At 68.3% G+C, this 18,064-nt stretch carries 17 protein-coding genes; 8 read left to right on the top strand and 9 right to left on the bottom strand.

Annotated elements, in window-relative coordinates; genetic code table 11:
- Positions 1-533: 533 nt before the first annotated feature.
- The gene (locus tag NQK81_RS02675; protein WP_034320667.1) at positions 534-1,514 is read left to right on the top strand and encodes a tyrosine-type recombinase/integrase; all 981 of its coding nucleotides are present in this window, start codon (positions 534-536) and stop codon (positions 1,512-1,514) included.
- A 1-nt stretch (position 1,515) separates the two neighbouring features.
- Here the strand turns inward: NQK81_RS02675 and NQK81_RS02670 are convergent, their stop codons facing one another.
- Positions 1,516-1,899 (bottom strand): hypothetical protein, encoded by a 384-nt coding sequence (locus tag NQK81_RS02670; RefSeq protein WP_034320669.1) that lies wholly within the window; start codon positions 1,897-1,899, stop codon positions 1,516-1,518.
- A gap of 66 nt (positions 1,900-1,965) precedes the next feature.
- Here NQK81_RS02670 and NQK81_RS02665 point away from each other — a divergent pair, with 66 nt between their 5' ends.
- Positions 1,966-2,745 carry a glycerophosphodiester phosphodiesterase family protein gene (locus NQK81_RS02665; protein ID WP_257486885.1) on the top strand — a complete coding sequence of 260 codons (780 nt, stop codon included), beginning with the start codon at positions 1,966-1,968 and terminating at the stop codon, positions 2,743-2,745.
- A 57-nt stretch (positions 2,746-2,802) separates the two neighbouring features.
- Here the strand turns inward: NQK81_RS02665 and NQK81_RS02660 are convergent, their stop codons facing one another.
- Complete coding sequence (locus NQK81_RS02660) at positions 2,803-3,477, bottom strand: transglycosylase family protein (RefSeq protein WP_257486884.1); 675 nt, start codon at positions 3,475-3,477, stop codon at positions 2,803-2,805.
- A gap of 270 nt (positions 3,478-3,747) precedes the next feature.
- Here NQK81_RS02660 and NQK81_RS02655 point away from each other — a divergent pair, with 270 nt between their 5' ends.
- From NQK81_RS02655 to NQK81_RS02645, 3 genes are all read left to right on the top strand, one after another.
- Positions 3,748-5,148, top strand: coding sequence for an MFS transporter (locus NQK81_RS02655; RefSeq protein ID WP_257486883.1), 1,401 nt, complete (start codon positions 3,748-3,750; stop codon positions 5,146-5,148).
- A gap of 30 nt (positions 5,149-5,178) precedes the next feature.
- Complete coding sequence (locus NQK81_RS02650; protein WP_126733012.1) at positions 5,179-5,937, top strand: thymidine kinase; 759 nt, start codon at positions 5,179-5,181, stop codon at positions 5,935-5,937.
- A 226-nt stretch (positions 5,938-6,163) separates the two neighbouring features.
- On the top strand, positions 6,164-6,511 hold the full coding sequence (locus NQK81_RS02645; protein WP_005151365.1) for an RNA polymerase-binding protein RbpA: 348 nt from the start codon (positions 6,164-6,166) through the stop codon (positions 6,509-6,511).
- 299 nt (positions 6,512-6,810) lie between these two features.
- Here NQK81_RS02645 and dapA read toward each other — a convergent pair whose 3' ends face one another.
- On the bottom strand, positions 6,811-7,719 hold the full coding sequence (gene dapA, locus NQK81_RS02640) for a 4-hydroxy-tetrahydrodipicolinate synthase (protein ID WP_257486882.1): 909 nt from the start codon (positions 7,717-7,719) through the stop codon (positions 6,811-6,813).
- A gap of 73 nt (positions 7,720-7,792) precedes the next feature.
- On the opposite strand from dapA, the gene NQK81_RS02635 reads away from it, so the two are divergent.
- Complete coding sequence (locus tag NQK81_RS02635) at positions 7,793-8,785, top strand: LysR family transcriptional regulator (protein WP_257486881.1); 993 nt, start codon at positions 7,793-7,795, stop codon at positions 8,783-8,785.
- Here NQK81_RS02635 and NQK81_RS02630 read toward each other — a convergent pair.
- The 3 genes from NQK81_RS02630 to NQK81_RS02620 all read right to left on the bottom strand — a co-directional run bounded on the left by NQK81_RS02630 (position 8,678) and on the right by NQK81_RS02620 (position 11,218).
- Positions 8,678-9,301: an SDR family NAD(P)-dependent oxidoreductase gene (locus NQK81_RS02630; protein ID WP_257489981.1), complete on the bottom strand. Its 624-nt coding sequence runs from the start codon at positions 9,299-9,301 to the stop codon at positions 8,678-8,680. The two genes, NQK81_RS02635 and NQK81_RS02630, sit on opposite strands and share 108 nt — an antisense overlap.
- A gap of 232 nt (positions 9,302-9,533) precedes the next feature.
- The gene (locus tag NQK81_RS02625) at positions 9,534-10,799 is read right to left on the bottom strand and encodes an RNA polymerase subunit sigma-70 (RefSeq protein WP_257486880.1); all 1,266 of its coding nucleotides are present in this window, start codon (positions 10,797-10,799) and stop codon (positions 9,534-9,536) included.
- Between the two features lie 44 nt (positions 10,800-10,843).
- The gene (locus NQK81_RS02620; RefSeq protein ID WP_241783993.1) at positions 10,844-11,218 is read right to left on the bottom strand and encodes a DUF4406 domain-containing protein; all 375 of its coding nucleotides are present in this window, start codon (positions 11,216-11,218) and stop codon (positions 10,844-10,846) included.
- Between the two features lie 51 nt (positions 11,219-11,269).
- Between NQK81_RS02620 and NQK81_RS02615 the strand changes: the two genes are divergently transcribed.
- Positions 11,270-12,067: a DeoR/GlpR family DNA-binding transcription regulator gene (locus tag NQK81_RS02615; RefSeq protein WP_126733147.1), complete on the top strand. Its 798-nt coding sequence runs from the start codon at positions 11,270-11,272 to the stop codon at positions 12,065-12,067.
- Here NQK81_RS02615 and NQK81_RS02610 read toward each other — a convergent pair.
- From NQK81_RS02610 to NQK81_RS02600, 3 genes are read right to left on the bottom strand one after another with little or no spacing between them, the layout of a single operon-like run.
- Positions 12,021-12,788: a polyprenol monophosphomannose synthase gene (locus tag NQK81_RS02610; RefSeq protein WP_257486879.1), complete on the bottom strand. Its 768-nt coding sequence runs from the start codon at positions 12,786-12,788 to the stop codon at positions 12,021-12,023. The two genes, NQK81_RS02615 and NQK81_RS02610, sit on opposite strands and share 47 nt — an antisense overlap.
- A gap of 26 nt (positions 12,789-12,814) precedes the next feature.
- A complete protein-coding gene (lnt, locus tag NQK81_RS02605; RefSeq protein WP_257486878.1) occupies positions 12,815-14,407 on the bottom strand; it encodes an apolipoprotein N-acyltransferase in 1,593 nt (530 codons plus the stop codon).
- A 9-nt stretch (positions 14,408-14,416) separates the two neighbouring features.
- Complete coding sequence (locus NQK81_RS02600; protein WP_257486877.1) at positions 14,417-16,027, bottom strand: amidohydrolase; 1,611 nt, start codon at positions 16,025-16,027, stop codon at positions 14,417-14,419.
- A 142-nt stretch (positions 16,028-16,169) separates the two neighbouring features.
- Between NQK81_RS02600 and NQK81_RS02595 the strand changes: the two genes are divergently transcribed.
- The gene (locus NQK81_RS02595) at positions 16,170-17,576 is read left to right on the top strand and encodes a KamA family radical SAM protein (RefSeq protein WP_257486876.1); all 1,407 of its coding nucleotides are present in this window, start codon (positions 16,170-16,172) and stop codon (positions 17,574-17,576) included.
- Positions 17,577-18,064 lie beyond the last annotated feature (488 nt).

Here is an 18,064-nt window from a genome sequence, read left to right as displayed (position 1 = left end):
TCCGAGTCTGCCCGGCGAGTTGGTGTGCGCCAGGGTCGTGAACCTGTCGATGTCCGATCACGACGACCTGGTGCTGCCGAGGAGTCGGGCATCAAAGGCTCGCGGGTGAGGGGCTGCAGCACCTGCGTAGAGACTTACTTGACATAATGTACATTATCGGCACTTTGGCCGACCTGGATAACGATGGCCGAGAGGGGCCCCAAGGCGGACTGAAAGCGTCCTTTGTCGCATGTCATGCAGTGAAGGCGCCCTTCGCCGCTGCAGATGATCAACGGAGGCGCTCGGCTCGGATGGATCACTTCGAGCCAGCCGGCCATCCTGGGCGACGGCTCGGGCTCCAGTCGTCGCCCAGGCGGCATGCGACGAGTCATTCAGGACGCAAGAGCGTCCAGTGCGACCCGGTCATGATGTCCGGAGAGCGGCGAGTGAACCGAGATCCCCCGCGAGGGATTTCCGGACCCATCACTCCGTTTCATGCATAATCACTATTATGCATGAAACCGAATATAACCGAGTGTAAGACTGTCGGTGCCATGCGGTACAAGATGTTCATGAGGGTTTCCGAGGCACAGCAAGCCTTTTTCGCCGCACGTCGTCCCCGTAAGGATTCTCCTCACACCACCGACGCCTACCGCCGCGACCTCGCCGGCATCACCGCCCTCTTGCTCCGCGAGTTGGGCCGCTCCCCTGACGAACTCACTGTCGAGATGCTCACCGCGCAGGCGCTCCGCAATGCCTTCGGTGCCTTCGCGGACACCCACGCGAAGAGTTCGGTGCTCCGCGCCTGGTCGACCTGGAACCAGTTCCTCACCTTCTGCGTGTCCGACGGGCTGCTCGCGGGCAACCCGATGGGCGCGGTCGCCCGGCCGAAGGCGCCTCCGCTGACGCCGAAACCGTTGCGGGGTGAGGAAACCCCGGAGCAGTTGCTCGCGGCCGCCGCCGACGGCTCGCGTCGCACGAGGGATCCGTGGCCGGAGCGGGACGTCCTGGTGATCGCGCTGGGGCTGGTCGCCGGGCTGCGTGCCGCGGAGATGCGGGCGCTGACCGCGCGTTCGCTGGTCGGCCGTCAGGGCGAGATGCGGTTGCACGTCCATGGCAAGGGAAGCCGCGACCGGTCGATCCCGGTGCAGCCGATCATGGAGAAGATCATCGAGGAGTACCTGGCCTCCTGCCGCCGCCGGTTTCCGCAGCAGCGGTTCGGGCCCTCCACTCCCCTCCTCCGGGATCGCGCGGGCGAGCCGATCGGCCGCGGCGCGCTGGAGTACCTCGTCAAATCCTGTTACCGGTGGGCCGGCCTGCACGACCGTGTGCCGGTCGGGGCGAACCTCCACGCGTTGCGGCACACCTTCGCGACACGGCTGGCGGAGGACGGCGCGACGGCGTCGGAGATCATGGCGCTGCTGGGGCACGCGAGCCTCGCGACCAGTCAGAACTACATCGAGGCGACGGGGCGTGAGCAGCGTGCGGCGGCTGCGAGCAACCGGACGTATCGCGCGCTGGACGGGATCGTGTAGCTCAGCGGAGTTGTTCGAGGTCCTTGGCGGCTTGGGCGATTTCGCCCGCGAGGCCACGGAGTTCGGCGACGGAAGCGCCGTCGTCGGCCGCGGTGACGACGTCTTCGGCGGCGCAGCGGAGTTGGAAGAGCCTGTCCTGCAGGGTGGCGATCTCGGTGTCGGAGAGGACGACGGCGTCTTCGGGGAGTCCGCTGCGCTGTAGGGCGGTGCGGCGTTCGTAGGCGCGCTGGCGGCAGGATTGCCCGCAGTAGCGGCGGCGCCTGCCGACGTTGCCGCCTTGTTCGAGCCGTCGGCCGCACCATCCGCAGTGTTTGGGTGCGCCGGCGCGGCGTAGCTCGGACACCTCTTCGGCGGACGTCTTCGGGTGTTCGGCCACTTCCCTCACGGATCAGACCCTAGCTGGCCATCCGGCGATCATGCCGGGGCCACGACCGAAGTGCACACTAGTGGGGTGCCGACACTGTTCCCGTATCTCGCCGACCCGCTACCGCGTGCCTTCGCCCATCGGGGCTGGCACCTCGGTGACCTGGAAGGGCTGGAGAATTCGCTGCCCGCCTTCCAGCAGGCGGTGACGGAGGGTTATCGCTATCTGGAGACGGATGTGCACGCGACGTCGGATGGTGTGGTGGTGGTTCATCACGACGCGTCGTTGGATCGGACGACGGACGGCGCGGGGTTGATCTCGCGGCAGACGTGGGCCCAGCTGCGGACGGTCAAGGTCGGTGGCCGTGTGCCGTTGTCGCGGCTGGAGGACGTCCTCGAGGAGTTGCCGGAGGCGCGGTTCAACATCGATGTGAAGTCGAACGAGGCGGTGGCGCCGTTCGTGCGGGCGATCGAGCGGACCGGGGCGTACGACCGGGTGGCCGCGGCGTCGTTCTCCGACGCGCGGCTGGCGCGGATCCGGAAGCTGGCGGGGCCGAAGCTGGTGACCGCGATGGGGCCGCGTGCGGTGGCGGTGATGTGGGCGAACGGGTTCTTCCCGCTGGTGTCGTTGCGGGCGTTGTCGCGGGGTGCGATGGCGCAGGTGCCGGTGCGGCAGGGGCGGTTGAAGGTGGTGGACCGGGCGTTCCTGCGGCAGGCGACGCGTGGGGGTTTCGAGGTGCACACGTGGACGGTGGACGATCCGGCGGAGATGCGGCTGTTGCTGGATCTGGGGGTGCACGGGATCGTGACGGACCGGCCGGATCTGTTGCGTGAGGTGCTTCGGGAACGCGGTGCTTGGCCTTCGTGATCCGCGTTTAGTCCTCTGAATGCGTTGTGAGCGCATTCAGAGGACTAAACGCGGGGGTCAGCGGGGTGCTTTGCCGTTCCAGGCGGCGTCCCAGGTCTTGGGGCCGAGCCGTCCTGAGTCGTTGATGCCGTTGGCCCGCTGGAGGGCGAGTACGGCTTCGCGGGTTTTGTCGTAGTAGCAGCCTGTGCCGGTGAAGCCGTAGCCGAAGGCGTTCATCCGCAGCTGGAACTGCTTCAGTGGTGGCGCGCAGTCGCCGTAGGCGTAGACGACGCCGGGCCAGGCGGGTTTGGGTCCGCCGGGCGGCGCGGGCGGGGTGGGCTTCGGTTTGGGCGGAGGCGGCGGGGCGGGCTGTCCTCCCCCGCCGATGTAGGCGGAGTCGGCATAGGACGGGACGCGTTTGCTGCGGCCGTCGCTGTCGTTGCGGAAGCCGAGCTTGCCGGCGCATTCCCAGGGTTGCCAGCCGCGCATGCGGTAGAGGTAGAGGGCCCGGTAGTCCTGTTCGCGGGGGGTGGCCTGGTCGGGTCGCCCTTGGCCGCCGACGCTGCGCCAGGTGGGCAGGTCGAACTGGTAGGCGCCGTAGTAGCCGTTGCCGGTGTTGATGTTGTAGCGCCCGCTCGATTCACACATGCGGAGCTTGGCCCAGTGGGAGCCGTGGGGATCCGCGGCGGCGGATCCGGTGGTGGCGATCTGCAGGCCCGTCACGGCGAGGGCGAGCAGGAGCGTTCTCGCCACTACGCGGTGTGCTGTGCGAAGGCGATGGGTCCTCATGAGCGGAACAGTAAGTATCAGTCCCGTGCTTCACAAGAGTCACAGATCGCTCACCAGCCTCACATGAAACACACGGGGATCGTGGCAGCGACACGCCGACGATGGCCGGGAAGGTGTCCGGGAAGGGTTCGTCCCGCGTCGAAACGAACACGGTCCGGACTCGTGCCGGACAGGCGGGTGTGATCACCAGTAGTCTCCCGCTGACCTCGACGTTCTCGACTTCAGGAGCAGTGCATGACGGTGGCCGTGACCCGTGAACGCAAGCGGGTGTGGCGGGCTTGGTACCTCTACGACTGGGCCAATTCGCCGTTCTATTCGTCGGTGATCACCGTCTTCGGAGCGCTCTATTTGAGCGAGATCGCGTCCGCGGACGCGAAGGCGAATTTCACCCTTAACGGGGACAGGGCGTGCACCGATTCGAGTGGAGCTTCGAGCACGCTGCAGAACTGCGACGTCTCGTTGTTCGGACTCCAGTTCCCCGCGGGTTCGTTGTGGGGGTATCTGCTGTCGATCGCGACGGTGACGCAGGTGCTGGTGCTGCCGATCGCCGGCGCGATCGCGGACCGGAGCAGGCACAAGCGGCGGATCCTCGGCGGGTTCGCGTTCCTGGGTGCGGTGGCGTCGGCGCTGATGTTCTTCATCGCGGGGACGAACTGGGAGGTCGGGGTCTGGACGTTCATCCTGGCCAACATCGGTTACGGCGGTGCGCTGGTCGTCTACTACTCGTTCCTGGTGGACATCGCGGAGCCTGACGAGCGGGACGCGGTGTCGTCGAAGGGTTGGGCCTTCGGGTATCTCGGCGGTGGTCTGGCGCTGGCGCTGCAGCTCGGGTTCTTCCTCGGGCACGAGGCTTTCGGGGTGAGCGAGTCGCTCGCCGTCCGGATCTGCTTCCTGACGTCGGGGATCTGGTGGGCGGTGTTCACGATCCCGGCGGTGCGGGCGCTCCCCCAGACTCACGTGCCGAAGTCGGGTGAGCGGGGACTGTCGGTGTTGACGGCCGGGTTCAAGGAGCTGAAGCGGACGATCAAGGACGCGCGGGCCTATCCCCTGACGCTGGCGTTCCTCGGGAGCTATCTGGTCTTCACCGACGGCATCACGACGGTGGTGGCGGTGTCGGCGCAGTACGGCAAGGACGAGCTGAAGTACAGCACCCAGGTGCTCATCGTCACGATCCTGGTGATCCAGTTCCTGGCGTACGCCGGGGCGATGATCCACGGTGCGATCGCTGCGCGGATCGGGGCGAAGAAGACGATTCTGGGCAGTCTGGTGGCCTGGGTGGCCGTGTTGTGCTTCGCGTTCTTCATCGAGGCCGGTCAGCCGTTGCAGTTCTACGCGGTGGCGGTCGGGATCGGGCTGGTGCTGGGCGGGACGAACGCGTTGTCGCGGTCGTTGTTCGGGCAGATGATCCCGGAGGGGAAGGACGCGCAGTACTTCTCGCTGTACGTGGTCGGTGAGCGGGGGACGTCTTGGCTCGGTCCGCTGCTGTTCGCGGCGGTCGGGCAGATCACCGGTTCGTTCCGGTACGCGATCATCGCGCTGGTGATCTTCTTCGTGCTCGGTTTCGTGTTCGTGTGGCTGGTGCCGGTGCGCCGGGCGATCGAGGCGGCGGGTAACCGACCACCGGCGGTGCTGTGAGGGCGGAGCGTGCCGATAGGGTCGGGCGTCGTGACCGTACTGAAGGAGAGTGGCCCGGATCCCACGGACGCGTTGTCGTCGGTGCCGGTGGCGGGTTCACGGCGGGGTGTGCCGGTCGTCGGGAAGTTGAAGTTCTGTTACGGGCCGATGGACTGCGGGAAGTCGACGCTGGCGTTGCAGATCGACCACAACCACGCGCGGCAGGGTCGTCGCGGGATGGTGCTGGTGCGTCATGACCGGTCCGGGGAACCGCAGATCACGAGCCGGATCGGGTTGACGCGCAAGGCGACCGAGGTGGGGAACGAGACCGATCTGCGGTTGCTGGTGCGTGAGCAGTGGGCGGCCGGGCGGCATGTGGACTACCTGATCGTCGACGAGGCGCAGTTCCTGTCGCCCGATCAGGTGGATCAGCTGGCCGAACTGGCCGATGACGTCCAGATCGACGTGTACTGCTTCGGGATCGCGACGGATTTCCGGAGCATGTTGTTCCCCGGTGCGGCGCGGTTGTTCGAGCTGGCGGACGAGTTGCAGCCGGTTCAGGTCGAGGTGCTGTGCTGGTGCGGGCAGACGGGGCGGTTCAACGCTCGGGTGTCCGACGGTGAGGTGCTGCGCGCCGGGGACACCGTGGTGGTGGCGGATACCGAGCAGATGGTCGTTGAATCTTCATCGACATCACGTTCTGAGGGCGAACCGAACACGGTCCGTTATCAGGTATTGTGCCGTCGCCACTTTCGACTGGGCGACCTGGGCCCCACCTCGGCCCAACACGGTCAGTTACGGTTGACGTGACAGGCGTACTACTAGCCCATCTGGGGGATATCCGCACCAAGATGGCCGTATTGACGTCACGCCAGAGCGCGAAACCACTCCTACTAGGAGAAGCTGTTGCCACCGGGTGACACAGCTCATCGTGAGCAAGGACATGCTGTCCAGGGAATCCTCTGGCCCTCATCGTCGTTGCATAGGGTGAGCATCACCCTGGCTCCACCCGGAGCTGACTGAAAGGACCCCCATCATGGCCGACCGTGTTCTCCGTGGAAGCCGGCTGGGAGCGGTCAGCTACGAGACCGACCGCAACCACGACCTCGCGCCTCGGCGCACCGTGCGCTACGCCTGCCCCAAGAACCACGAGTTCGAGGTGCCCTTCTCCGACGACGCCGAGATCCCTTCGGTGTGGGAGTGCAGGCTGCACGGCAGCGAGTCCGAGATCGTGGACGGCGGGCAGCCGGAGCAGAAGAAGGTCAAGCCCCCGAGGACGCACTGGGACATGCTCCTGGAGCGCCGTTCGATCCCGGAGCTCGAAGATCTGCTCAACGAACGTCTCGCCGAGCTGAAGGGACGCAGGACCACCCGGTCCGCCTGACGCACGGCACAAGTAGCTAGCCCCACCACGAACCGGCGAAGCCCCCGCGACCTCCCTCCGCGGGGGCTTCGCCGTGTCCGGGCTCTCGTGTGTGGTTAGCACGGTTAGAGCCAACTGGTCAGAACGAACACAGGTGCGCGGCGTGCGTCAAGGCGTAACTCGCGTGATCGGGCGCGTAACTCGCGTGTCTGGAAGCGACACTCGCGAGTTACGCCGCAGATCACGCGAGTTACGCCTTCAAGCACGCGAGTGCGGCGCCACCGCACGCCTCGTGAGTGGTTAGGACGGTTCTAACCGTCCTAACCACTCACGAGACCCGAGAGCGCTGGTGCCGAGGGCGCCAAGGCGGCGCGGAGCCGCAGCAGGTGCTCGGGTGGCGATTCGAGCAGCGGGAGCCGGACCGTCGCGTGCGGGATGACACCGAGCTCGGCCAGTGCCGCCTTGGCCATGATCGCTCCCTGCGAGGTGCGCATGACCGCGTCGGCCAAGGGAAGCAGCGCGGCGTTGACGGTCCGCGCGGTGCCGAGGTCTCCCCCGCGGACGGCGGCGATGAGCTCGGCGTTCCGGTCGGCGTAGGCGTTGCCCACGACGCTGACCAGGCCGGTGGCGCCCGCGGCGAGGTACGGCAGGTTGAGTTCGTCGATACCGCAGTAGTAGGCCAGGCGGGTACGCGCCATGACGGACATCGCCTCGAACAGGTCGCCTTTGGCGTCCTTCACGGCTCGGATCCTCGGGTGACGGGCGAGCTCGATCAGGGTCGCCGCGTCCATGGCCGTCCCGGTGCGCGCCGGGACGTCGTAGAGCATCACGGGCAGCTCGGTGGCGTCGGCCACGGCAAGGCAGTGCGCCACGATCCCGGCCTGCGTCGGCCTGGAGTAGTAGGGGCAGACGAGCAGGAGCGCGTCGGCTCCGGCGGCCTCGGCTTCCTTCGCGCGCCGGATGCAGGTGACGGTGTCGTAGGTGCCGACGCCGGCGATCACGCGTGCCCGCGTCGCGGCGCGGGTCGCCACGGTGCGGACGAGCCGGGCGGTTTCGGCGTCGGTCAGGGTGGGGGCTTCGCCGGTGGTCCCGCCGACGACGATGCCGTCGCAACCGGTGTCGAGCAGGTGGTCGACCAGGCCGGTGAGGCCGGGTTCGCTGAGCGCGCCGCCGGGTTCCATCGGGGTGACCATGGCGACGAGGTTGGAGCCGAAGAGGGTCTCGGTCATGCGGTCGATCCTGTCGGCGCCGATACATGCGGTCCAGCGATGGTTTTTGGCCGGTATTGCGTAGCCTTGCTTCATGATCGAGGTCGGAGCTCTGCGGGCACTGCGGTCGGTGGCCGCGCTGGGGACGTTGGCTCGCGCAGCGGACGAGCTGGGATTCACGGCGTCGGCGGTGTCGCAGCAGATCAAGCGGCTGGAGCGCCAGATCGGGATGCCCGTGCTCGCTCCGGCTGGGCGTGGAGTCGTGCTCACTCCGGCGGGTCAGGCCGTGGTCGACTCCTCGCTGGAGGTGTTCCAGGCGCTCGAACGCTGTGCGGAGGCCGCCCAGTCGGTGGCGGAGGGGGCGCCTCGCGGCGTTCTGCGGGTGGCCGCGTTCTCGACGGGTATCCGCGGTCTCCTCGCCCCGGTTCACCCCCGGTTGCTGGAGCGCTATCCCGATCTCCGGCTGCACATCACCGAGCAGGACCCCGACCAGGCGTTACACAGTGTCGACGCCGGAACGGCGGACCTCGCTCTCCTGCACGACGCCGACGGCCTGCCCGTTCCGCTCTCCCCCGCCCTGTCCCGGCGTCTGGTGCACACCGACTTCGGCGACGTCGTCATGGCCGGGGCCCATCCGCTGGCCCGGGCCGAGCTGCCGCTCGACGGCGCCGATCTGGTCGGGCACGCGTGGGTCACCAGTCCGCCGGGCACGGTCTGCCACCAGTGGTTCCGGCGCCTGTTCGCCGGGCTCCCCGAAGAGCCCGACGTCCGGCATCTGGTGGACGACTTCTCCACGCAGCTGTCACTGGTCGCCTCGGGCGAGGTCCTCGCGTTGATCCCGCGGCTGGCGCGCCCGCCCTTGGCCGATGGGCTCGTCGTCCGGCCGTTGCGGCGCCCGCCGACGCGTGAGGTGCACGCGGCGTGGCGCCGCAGCGCCGAGGCGAGTCCGGCGATCCGCGCCGTTCTCGCCGAACTCCGGTCAGCTGGGGAACATGCTGGTCACGTTGACGAAGGTCCCGGTGATCCCCATGGCGTCGTCGGAGGCGAGGAACGCCAGCGTGCGGGCGACTTCGGCGAGACGCGGTGAACGCTTGGTCATCCGGGCCTCCTTGAGACCGTCGAGGACGTTCTGCACCATCTCCGGGCCGGCGGGCAGCTGGTTGTTGACGGCGGAGAGCTTCTTGGGAGTGAAGGTCTCCGGGATCCCCGCGACCCAGATACCGAGCGCGCGGACGCCGTGCGGTCCGATCTCGACGGCGAGGTTGCGAATGTAGGTGTCCAGCGCGGCGTCGATCGAACCGGTCGCGCCCATCATCGGGCTGCCCTGGGCGGAGCCGCTGTCGAGGGCGAGGATGACGCCGGAGCCTTGGGCGACCATGTGCCGAGCGGCCGCGCGGGCGGTGATGAAGTTGGTCGTGATGCCGGTGGTGATCGGACGAACGTAGTCCTCGACCGACATCTCCACGAGCGGGATGCCCTGGACGTCGCCGCGCGGGACGAGGTTCAGGGAGATGTCGATGCTGCCCGCGTCGGCCACGACGGACGCCGCGTGCTCGTCGACCGCGGCTTCGTCGAGGCCGTCGACGACGGCGACCTCGGCCAGTCCCCCGGTCTCCTTGATCTCGTCGGCGACCTTCGTCAGCGCCGGCTCGTGGCGGCCGGGTGAGGAAGACGCGGGCGCCGCGCGCGGCGAACTCCTTGGCGACGCCGCCGCCGATCGATCCGCCGGCGCCGTAGATGACCGCGTTCTTGTTCTGGAGGCTCATGAGGGTGTTCCTTCCGCGTTGTCGGGTTCGACCGTTGAGACGCGGAAGGCACGTGGATCTCATCGCTCCTCAGGTGAGGGTCAGCGGCAAGCCGAACGCGGGGAACAGATGCGGTTCGAAAGCGGTGATCTCCACGACCTTCCCGTCCTCGATCCGCAGGACGTCGAGCACCTGCGCGCGGTAGACCCGGGTGCCAGGGCGCCGCACGTAACCCGCCGCCGCGGGGAGGCGGTTCGCGCTGGTCGGAAGGTGTTTCCATTCGCCGAAGTACGTCGGCGACGCGGGGTCGAGAGACTGGGCGACGAAGTCGAGGAAGACGTCACGGCCGGAGAACCACAGTGGGTTCGGCGGCATCGTGACCAGCACGTCTTCTCGCAGCAGCTCGGCCATCACCCGGCTGTCGCCGTTTCCGGTGGCGGCGGCCATGTAGCGTCGCAGGATCGCTTGCTCCTCCTCGGTCACCTCGGCGGTCCGTGACCAGTCGGTGCGGCGTTCCGGCAGGCGTTCGCGCAGGGTGGGGCGGGCACGCTGGAGTGCGCTGGTGACCGACGCGACGCTGGTTTCCAGCAGGTCGGCGGTCTCCGCGGCCTTCCAGCCGAGGACGTCGTTGAGGATCACCACGGCCCGTTGCTTCGGCGGGAGGTGCTGGATCGCGGCCAGGAAGACCAGTTCCATCGTCTCCCTGGTCTCGGCGATCTCCGCGGAGTCGTCCGGGAACGGTTGCAACCAGGGCATGAACTGGGGCGGTTCGCCCTGTTCGACGTCGGGCAGTGGGTCGTACGGACGCGGGACCCTCTTGTTGCGCCGCAGGAAATCCAGGCAGGTATTGGTGGCGCTCCGGTAGAGCCAGGCACGGAAGCTCGACCTGCCTGCGAAGCCTTCGCGGCCGCGCCAGGCACGGAGGAAGGTTTCCTGGACCAGGTCTTCCGCGTCGTCGTAGGACCCGACCATGCGGTAGCAGTGCACGCGCAGTTCTCGTTGGTGCTGCTCGATCCTCCCGGCGAAGTCCACCTCGTCCACGGTTTCCGTCACGGGTGCCGGTGTGACGTTTTCTTCTTCGGTACGCAGCGCGAGCTGAGCGATGCGCCGCAGCCTGCCCACGTCGGCGGTGAGCGAGGTGAGATCGGTGAGGAGAGCTTCCGCCGGCCGGGGTGCCAGCCGGTTCGCGACGCGGCCGACCTCGGCGATGAGGGCCTCCACGTCGGGGACGGGATCGCGCCGTGACCGGTAGGCCCGCTGGCGGCACGCGGCCGAACAGTAGACGGCTGTACGCCCGCGCGAACCCGCTTTCGCCGGAAGCGGGCCTTCGCACATCCCGCAGACCTGACCGGTCACGGCTCACCTTCCCCCAGAAACGTCACGCTCGATCGAGTTACGCATTATGCGGCTTGATAGCCCGGGATGTCCTCGACACGGTGATAGACCGCGAGCCCGCGGGAGAGCGCGATGGCGACGTCCTGATCGGCCCCAGCGGAATCACCCGGGAGCCGGAGAACGGCGTCGCAGTGGTGCAGCAGGCGATCGGCCGTCGGATACATGATCTCTTTCGCGATCGGGTCGGCGACGGTCTTTCCGCCGGCGCCGCGCAGCACCGGGAGCGCGACCCACTCGCCGATCATCGGCACGTGCCCGCTGCGGAAGATCGGCCACGCGGCCTCTTCGAGCCGGGCGAGGTTGCGGGCGAGGAGTTCGGGGTCGTCGCCGGTGCCCGAGCGGAACGGTCCGGCGATGAGGATCATCAAAGGTTTGCTCATGCGGCGGAGCATAGTGTGCAACAATCGGCAGGAACAAGGAGGAACGTGCACATGTTGGCTGCGCAACGACGAGACCTGCTGCTGGAACGACTGAAGACCGAAGGCCGCATCGTGGCCAAGGATCTCGCCGCCGAGCTCGGCATATCGGAGGACAGTATCCGCCGTGACCTGCGAGAACTCGCGGACGCCGGGCTCTGTCAGCGGGTGTATGGCGGAGCCCTGCCGGTCTCCCCGGCCACCGCGGACTACGCGACGCGCATGGCGGTCAGCGTCGCGGGCAAGGAACGGATCGCGAAACGTGCAGCAGCGTTGATCCGGCTGGGATCGACGGTCATCCTCGACGGCGGCACGACCGCGCTCGCGCTGGCGAAGGCGCTCCCCGTCGACCTCGAAGCGACGATCGTCACGCACAGTCCCACGGTCGCGGCCGCGCTCGTCACGCATCCGAAGGTCGAGGTGTTCCTCATCGGCGGACGGCTCTTCAAGCACTCCGCCGTCACCTGCGGGGCGGCCGCGGCCGAGGCGGCCGAGGGCATCAACGCCGACCTGTTCTTCCTCGGCGTCACCGGCGTGCACCCCGAGACCGGGCTCACCACCGGCGACTCCGACGAGGCCGCGATGAAACGCACCCTCGCCAAACGAGCCGCCGACACCTACGTGCTGGCCAGTTCGGAGAAGATCGGCGCGGCCTCGCCGTTCACCGTGCTCCCCCTGTCCGACGTCGCGGGCGTGATCACCGACGCGGCCCCGGACGAGCCGACGGTCAAGGAGCTGGGGAAGCTCGGAGTGAGCGTGCTGGGGGTCAGCCCTTCTTGGCCAGCCCGCGAAGCTGCTGCCAGCGACGCTTGAGCCCCCACAGGCCGACCAGGACGATCGCCTCGCGCACGACCGAACCGCTCATCTTCGACTGCCCGACCTCGCGCTCGGTGAAGGTGATCGGCACCTCGACCACCTCGAACCCGGCGAGCGCCGTGCGGAAGGCGAGGTCGATCTGGAAGCAGTAGCCGCGCGAGGCGATCTCGTCGAGCGGGAGCTTCTCCAGCACCGTGCGGCGGTACGCGCGGAAACCCGCGGTGATGTCCTTGATCTTCGTGCCGAGCGCGACCCTCGCGTAGAAGTTCGCCATCCAGGACAGCGCCTTGCGCTGGAACGGCCAGTTCACCGTGCTGCCACCGGGAACGTACCGGGAACCGATGGACAGATCCGCGTCCTCGAGCGCCGCCAGCACCCGCGGCAGATCCTCCGGCGCGTGCGAGCCGTCGGCGTCCATCTCGACGATGGTGGCGTAGTCGCGAGCGAGACCCCAGCGGAAACCGGCGACGTACGCGGCGCCCAGGCCGGCCTTCTCGGTCCGGTGCATGACGTGGATCCGCTCGTCGGCCTTCGCGAGCTCGTCGGCGACGTCGCCGGTCCCGTCCGGGCTGCCGTCGTCCACGACGAGGACGTTGACCTCCGGGAGTGCTTCGAGCAGGCGTTCCAGGATCGGGCCGATGTTCTCCCGCTCGTTGTACGTCGGGACCACCACCAGCACCGGGTCGATTCCCTGGGCCCCCCGTGGCGCCTGCGCCATCCGCTTTTCCTCCGTGTTCCGGCGGGTCAGCCCGCCGCTTCCCTCGTTGCCTTGGCGACGCTCGCGCGCCGGGTGCGGAAACGGAGCACGTACCCGCCGGTAACCCCGGCGATCGCCAGAGCCAACAGCCCGTACTCCGTCGTTACACCGAGTCGATCCGACAGCGTAGTCTGCTGCCTCAGCGGCACGCGCCCCACCAGGGAGTCTGCGGTGAACAGGCTGGTAGAGGCCGTGATCGAACCGTCCGGCGCGACGATCGCGCTGACCCCGCTGGTGGCGGAAACGATCACCGCGCGCCCATGCTCGACCGCCCGCAGCCGCGACATCGCCAGCTGCTGATAGCTCATCTCCCCCGGCCCGTACCAGGCGTTGTTGGTGGGTACGACGAGCAGTTCGGCGCCGTCGGCGACCGATTCGCGGGCCGGGTAGTCGAACGCGGTCTCGTAGCAGATGAAGACGCCGACCTTGGTGCCCGCGACCGACAGGGCGGCGTTGGCGCCGTCACCCGGTGTCATGTTCGCCACGCTGTCGACGAACGGTGTCACCAGCTTCGCGAGCTCACGGGCCGGGACGTATTCACCGAACGGGACGAGCTGCTGCTTGGCGTAGCGCTGGCCGGGGCCGGTGGCTGGATCCCAGACGAGCGCCGAGTTCTGCGCGCTTCCGTCGGGCAGCCGGACCAGGGCGCCGATGATCGCCTGCGTGCCGTAGTCGCGGACCATCTGATCGACGCCGGCGTCGCCGGTGCGCATGGCCATCGCGGTCTCGGGCCACACGAGCAGATCGACCTTGGTGTTGCTCGCCTTGAGCTTGTCCAGCAGGCGGGCGCTCTCGGCGAGGTGGTTGTTCCGGAGTTCGTCGCGGCGGCCTTCCAGCGCCAGGCCGATATCCGGGGCGTTGCCCTGCACGGTGGCGACGGTGAGTTCGCCGTCCTGGGCTTCGGTGCCGATCGTCGGCCACACCGCGAGCCCCGCCACCACGGGCACCAGCGTCAGCGCCGACGCCGCCACCAGGGAACGCCGCGGGTCAGCGCCCCTCAGCCGCAGACACAGCGCCGCGAGCGCGAAACCGGTCACCACGACGGCGAGACCGACCAGCGGCGCACCGCCGATCGAGGCCAGCGAAACGAAGGCGCCTTCAGGCTGGCTGAACGCGACGCGACCCCACGGGAAGCCACCGAAGGGGAACCAGGTGCGCGGTGTCTCCAGCGCGATGATCACCAGCGCTGCCCACAGCGGTCCGAGCGGCAGCCTCCACACCACGGTGGCGAAAGCCCCGCCGAAACCCAGGTACACCGACAGTGCCATCGCCAGGCCGAGCCATGGCCACGGCCCGAAGCCCGGACCGAGGAAGTCCAGCAGCCACGTCAGCAGCGGGAGGAAGAACCCCATCCCGAACACGAACCCGTAACCGAACGCGCCCCGGAACCTTCGTCCGTGCACCACCAGCGCGAAGCCGGTGAACGCCAGCGGCGCGAGCCACCACAGCGGACGCGGAGCGAAACTGAGGTACAGCGTGAACCCCGACGCCGCGGCGACGAGGAAACGCACGAGCCAGGCGCGGGAGAAGCGTTTCCGGGGCGCCGCTTCGGGGTCCGGGTCGGTCACGGTCGTGGACACTCCTGAACCCTAGGCCGTGCGGGTGAACAGATCGTGGATGACCTGTCCACCGCGGACCGTGCGCAGACAACGGGGCAGGGGCGCGCCCTCCGCGAGGTTCGGCAGCGGGGGCACACCCGCGCGCGGGTCGGTCGACCAGCGCTGGACGCGAGAGTCCGGTGTCGCGACGACGAGGTCTTCGGCGTCCCAGATCGCGTAATGCGCGGGAGCGCCCGGGACCAGGCTGCCGGTGACACCGTCGTTGACGCCGGCGGCGCGGTGTCCCGCGCGGGTGTGGGCGGTGAAGGACGCGCGGGCGGACAAGCCCGAGCCCGGCGTGCGGTGATAGGTCCCGGCGCGGACGGTGGCCCACGGGTCGACCGGCGTGACGGGAGCGTCGGAGCCGAAGGCGAGCAGGAGCCCTTCGGCGGCCATGGCGGCGAAGGGATTGAGCTTCGCGGCCCGTTCTGCGCCGAGGCGGTCGGTGTACATGCCGTGCGGGCCGCCCCATTCCGCGTCGAACTGCGGCTGGACCGACGCGACCACACCCCAGCCCGCCAGCGCCTTCGCCTGGTCGACGTCGATCATCTCGACGTGTTCGAGCCGGTGATGACGGGCGGCCAACGCCCGGCGCCCGACGGTCTTCTCCGCGAGCCGGAACCCTTCGACGACCTCCGCGACGGCGGCGTCGCCGATGACGTGGAAACCGGCCTGGAGCTCGGCCTCGGTACAGGCGCTGATGTGCTCGGCGATGGCCGGGGCGTCGAGGTAGAGCGTCCCGGAGGTGCCGTGGGCGTCGGCGTACGGCTCGTGTAGGGCGGCGGTGCGGGAGCCGAGCGCGCCGTCGATGAACAGGTCACCCGCGACTCCCCTGGCGCCGAGCGCACGGGCGGTGTCGACGCCGCCGCGTTCGCCCCAGTAGCCGACGACCTCCGGCAACCCCGGTTCCGCGGCCAGTGCGAGCAGGTCGGTGAGGTCTTCGGCGCCGGAGATGTCCGGGCCAGCGCATTCGTGGACGCTCACGACTCCCCGTGCGGCGGCTTCGGCGAGGAAGGCGCGTTGGGCTTCGCGTCGCTGCTGCGGCGTGATCGCCTCACGCATCGCGGCACGGACGAGATGGTGGGCGTCGCGGGTCAGCGGGCCGTCGGCCGACCAGCCCGGCGCTTCGTGCACACCGGAGGCGAGCGCGACGAGTGCGCTGGAGACGAGTGCCGAGTGGACGTCGACCCGGCTCAGGTACACCGGCGCTCCATTCGAGGCCTCGTCGATTTCCGCGCGGCTGGGCAGCCTGCCGTCGGTCCAGCGGGATTCGTCCCACCCGTGCGCGACGAGGACCTGGCCGGGGCGGACGGCATCGCGAACCGCGGCGAGCAGCTCGCCGGCGCCGCGGACGTTCGCGAGGTTCAGCCCGGTGAGGTGCAGGCCGGTCGCGGTGGCGTGGACGTGCGCGTCGACGAACGCGGGCGCGACGAAGGCACCGTCGAGGTCGACCACCTCGGCATCGGGATGCAGGGCCTTGGCCGGGCCGTCCTGCCCTACCCAGACGACGGTGCCGTCCGTGATCGCCATCGCGGTGGCGTCGGGGGCCGAGGGGCTGTAGATACGCCCGCCGAGCAGGAGCGTGGTTCGCGCGTTCGTCACGCTCCCGAGTTTGCAGCGTGTGCGCGACCGCGCGACCAGCGGGTCGGCGAGATTTCGACACACCACGCAAGACAGGAATATTTACGTCTTCCGAACGATGTGACAGGATATTTTCACGCGTTTCCGACGACGAGGAGTACAAGTGACTGCGATCCAGGAACCGACCTCGCCGGTGGCCGCCTACGATCAGCCCTACGACTACACCCGGGTCGAACTGATCGAACCCGACTGGCGCCGCTTCCCCGGCTGGCACGACGTGACCGAGGCAGAGTGGCGTGACGCGCAGTGGCAGCGAGTGCACTGCATCCGCAACGCCAAGCAACTGCGCGCCCTCATGGGCGACCTGCTCGAAGAGCGCTTCTACGAGGACATGCTCGCCGACCAGCGCGAGATGGCCACGATGTCGATGCTGCTGCCCCCGCAGATGATCAACACGATGGCGCCCAACGCGGGCACCGACCCGGCGAAGGTGACGGAGGCCTGGTACGCCGACCCGATCCGCCGCTACATGCTGCCGGTGCGCAGCGATCGCGACACCGAGTGGCCGAGCCACCCGCACTCCGAACGGGACTCCCTGCACGAGGCCGAGATGTGGGTGGTGGAGGGGCTGACGCACCGCTACCCCACCAAGGTCCTCGCCGAGATGATCTCGACCTGCCCCCAGTACTGCGGGCACTGCACCCGGATGGACCTGGTCGGCAACTCCACCGAGCAGATCGAGAAGCACAAGCTCTCGCTCAAACCGGTCGACCGCCAGGACGCGATGATCGAATACCTGAAGAAGACCCCGGGCGTGCGGGACGTCGTGGTCTCCGGCGGCGACGTCGCCAACGTGCCCTGGCCGCAACTGGAGTCGTTCCTCATGCGGCTGATGGACATCGACACCGTCCGCGACATCCGGCTCGCGACCAAGGCGCTCGCCGCCCTGCCGCAGCACTGGATCCAGCCGAAGGTCGTCGAAGGCCTCGAACGCGTCGCCGGCACCGCGCAGCGCCGCGGCGTCAACCTCGCGATCCACACCCACGTCAACCACGCCCAGTCGGTGACCCCACTGGTCGCCGAGGCCGCCAGGACCGCGCTCGACGTCGGCGTCCGCGACGTGCGCAACCAGGGCGTGCTGATGAAGGGCGTCAACGCGACCCCGGCCGACCTGCTGGACCTGTGCTTCGCGCTGCAGGGCGAGGCGAACATCCTGCCGTACTACTTCTACATGTGCGACATGATCCCCAACGCCGAACACTGGCGGGTCTCCGTGCACGAGGCGCAGGAACTCCAGCACGCGATCATGGGCTACCTGCCCGGCTACGCCACTCCGCGGATCGTCTGCGACGTGCCCTACGTCGGCAAGCGCTGGGTGCACCAGCTCGCCGAGTACGACCGCGAGCTCGGCATCTCCTACTGGACCAAGAACTACCTGACCAGCGTAGACAGGGAAAAAGTCGCCAACGCAGACGAGGCGCTGCAGCAGCGCTACCCCTACTACGACCCGATCACCACTCTCCCCGAGGCCGGCCAGCGCTGGTGGCGCGACCAGCCCCGGACGTCCTGAGCGACCGGCGCGTCAGGGAGGTCGCCGAGGGGGCGTTGAGGCTCATGTGGGAGCTTCAAACGCCCCCTCCGCCGTGTCGGCTGTTTGTGCTGGTCAGGACCGGTTGCTACCGGTTGCGACCGGACCTCAAAAGGCCCAGAAAAGGCCCAGGAGTTCCACAGTGGACAGTCAGGCGACCCAGAGGTTAGACCAGAGTGAGTCACTCGACGGCATGCCACCCCGGCGTATCCCGACCCTTTCTCGTCGCATTCTTCACACGGGGCCATAAGGGGAAATTGAGGCATTTCCCGCGACTCGACACCGCGAATTCGCCTGTTGAAGTAAACGCATGGTGCTAACGTAAGTCTTACGTCGACCATCATGCTCGATTCATCAAGGAAAAGTGCATGTTGCCAATGTGGTTCTCACGGCGATCGCTGCATTCGCTGCTGATTACTGACAGTAGTTCCGATGCGGCGTCGTAGGGCTGTGGACCTGCAGTTCAGGTC

The sequence above is a fragment of the Amycolatopsis roodepoortensis genome, assembly GCF_024628825.1.
Classification (GTDB): Bacteria; Actinomycetota; Actinomycetes; order Mycobacteriales; family Pseudonocardiaceae; genus Amycolatopsis; species Amycolatopsis roodepoortensis.
Note: the sequence above shows the minus strand (reverse complement) of the source record. Positions and strands in the feature narration are given on the sequence as shown.